Source organism: Fundidesulfovibrio sp., from assembly GCF_058402725.1.
In genome coordinates this window covers 1-2,326 of the sequence record NZ_JBZVFJ010000284.1, presented here as the reverse complement: position 1 = coordinate 2,326, position 2,326 = coordinate 1, and the positions used below count along the sequence as shown (strand labels likewise).

General features: G+C 64.7%; 3 protein-coding genes. All 3 read left to right on the top strand.

The window, feature by feature from the left end:
• On the top strand, window positions 1-879 hold an 879-nt coding region (locus tag ACV4UX_RS18745; protein WP_491594801.1), incomplete at its 5' end, for an efflux RND transporter permease subunit.
• A complete protein-coding gene (locus ACV4UX_RS18740; RefSeq protein WP_491594800.1) occupies window positions 869-1,333 on the top strand; it encodes a MarR family winged helix-turn-helix transcriptional regulator in 465 nt (154 codons plus the stop codon). The genes ACV4UX_RS18745 and ACV4UX_RS18740, both read left to right, overlap by 11 nt.
• 545 nt (window positions 1,334-1,878) lie before the next feature.
• Window positions 1,879-2,326, top strand: a 448-nt coding sequence (locus tag ACV4UX_RS18735; RefSeq protein ID WP_491594799.1) for a hypothetical protein, incomplete at its 3' end; no start/stop codon positions are given.

Below are 2,326 nucleotides of genomic sequence, written 5' to 3'. Positions count from 1 at the left end.
GACTTCAACAAGTTCGGACGCACCTTCCGGGTGATGCTCCAGAGCGAGGCCGAATACCGCGACCGCCCCGAGGACCTGCGCGACGTGTTCGTGCGCTCCACCAAGGGAGAGATGATCCCCCTCACCGCCCTGGTGGACGTGGAACTCTCCAGCGGCCCCGAGGTGGTGGAGCGCTTCAACGTGTTCCCGGCGGCCAAGATCATGGGCGGCCCGGCCCCGGGCTACAGTTCGGGCCAGGCCCTGGCGGCCATGGAAGCCCTGGCTGCGGAGGTGCTCCCCGAGGGCTACACCCTGGCCTGGACCGGCACGGCCTACCAGGAGAAGGCCACGGGCGGCACGTCCACCATGGTGTTCCTGCTGGCCATCCTCATGGTCTTCCTGATCCTGGCGGCGCAGTACGAGAAGTGGTCTCTGCCGCTGGCGGTGGTGCTGGCGGTGCCCTTCGCCATGTTCGGGGCCATCCTGGCCACGTTCGGGCGCGGGCTGATGAACGATCTCTACTTCCAGGTGGCCCTGGTCACGCTCATCGGCCTGGCGGCAAAGAACGCGATCCTCATCGTGGAGTTCGCCTCGGCGCGGCTCAAGCAGGGCATGAGCGTCTCCGAGGCGGCCCTGGAGGCCTCCAGACTGCGCTTTCGGCCCATCATCATGACCTCTCTGGCCTTCGTGCTGGGCTGTCTGCCCCTGGCCATCAGCACGGGCGCGGGCGCTTCGAGCCGCCACGCCATCGGCACGGGCGTGGTGGGCGGCATGTTGGCGGCCACGTTCATCGCGCCGTTCTTCATTCCTGTGTTCTTCAAGATCATCATGAATGCCGCAGTCAAGATACGGGGCCTGCGTGGGCAGGATCGCCGGGAGGACGAAGGCCATGGCGTTTGAGTGCTGCCGCGCCGACCGGAGCGAGCCGCGCATGCTGGGCCTGCTGATCTACGAGGTGGCCAAGGCCTGGCGCAACCAGCTCGACGAGCGGCTCAAACCCATGGGGCTCTCCACCGCCATGTGGACCGTGGTCTGGAACCTGGCCATGGCCGGGCAGCCCATGACCCAGAAGGCCCTGGCCGACGCCATGTCCATGGAGGCCTCCTCGGTGGTGCGCCTGCTGGACCGCCTGGAGGAAGGCGGCTGGGTGCGTCGCGAGTCGGTGGTCGGCGACAGGCGCAGCAAGCACGTGGCCCTCACCGACAAGGTGCTGCCCGTTGTGGAGCGTTTCGAGCAGATCGCCCGGGAGTTCAGCGAGTTGATGCTCCAGGGACTGCCCGAGGAGCGCCTGCGCCAGTGCAGCGCCGTGCTCATGACCCTGAAGGGTCGCCTGGACGCCCTGGCCCTGGCCTAGCAGCCCGTTCCCGCAACCGATCAGACGGGCCGGGACGCCGCCTCAAGGCGCGTCCCGGCCTTTTGCCTGCCAGCGTCCAGAAGCTTGTCCGTGGGCAGTGGGGTGTTCGTCCTGGAACCGTTCGATGTCCGGCGGCATGGGGGGACGTTCGCGCCAGGCTGGAACCCAGCTTGATCGATGGGGGGCGGGAGAAGGCCGATATACAGGCAGAGGCCAGAGGTTGCAGGCAGATGTCGGGAGGCCATGCCTGTATATAGGGACTTCCGGCTCCCTACCTCTTTGAAATCATGAACTTTCAGGGGCAGGACACGGTTTCCGTTTCCACCCATCCCCAAAGGAACTGTCGGGGCAGCTTGCTTGCGCTGTTCAATGCGTATGAGCATTCTGGCTGCCAACTCATTAGAGAAGGTATGCGAGGATGTTTCTCGACTTCGGAGGTATGTTAACGATTCCGGTCTCGACAGTCAGCGCTTTGTGAATATTCCCACTTGCCCTCCTTGCGATTTCAGGCCAATAACAGCAAACAATTACGGAGGGGTCTGTCAGTGCGCGTAATATTGCATCTTTGCTGTTCAATCCTGGCGGTGTTGTTTACAGCGGCTTCTGCCTTCGCAGCGCATTCCACCCCCAGCAGCACGCCTACCCCCTCGGAAAGCATTTCCGCGCCGAGTCAGGCCGCGCCGACGCCCCAGGAGGTATTCACAAGCCTCCAGCCCAACTCCAGCTACAACCTCACCGGGACGCTCGACTTAGGGGGCGCGTCCGCGACGCTTGTCGGCAGCACGCTGGGCATTTACGGAGGTTCCAGCCTGACCCTCGGCGCGCTGACCCTCCAGGGAGGCACGCTGAATCTCGCTCAGGGCGGCCAAGTCAACACCACGACCTTTACCACCACCCAGGGCAACACATCGAACATCGCGGGCACGCTCACGGCCTCCAACCAGGTCACTCTCGGCTGCGCCACCAACCTTACCGGCAGCATCGTCAGCCCCC

What these genes read in the sequence shown, in the direction of transcription:
- ACV4UX_RS18740 (WP_491594800.1), top strand. Translation starts at nt 869, where the DNA reads ATGGCGTTTGAGTGCTGCCGCGCCGACCGGAGCGAGCCGCGCATGCTG.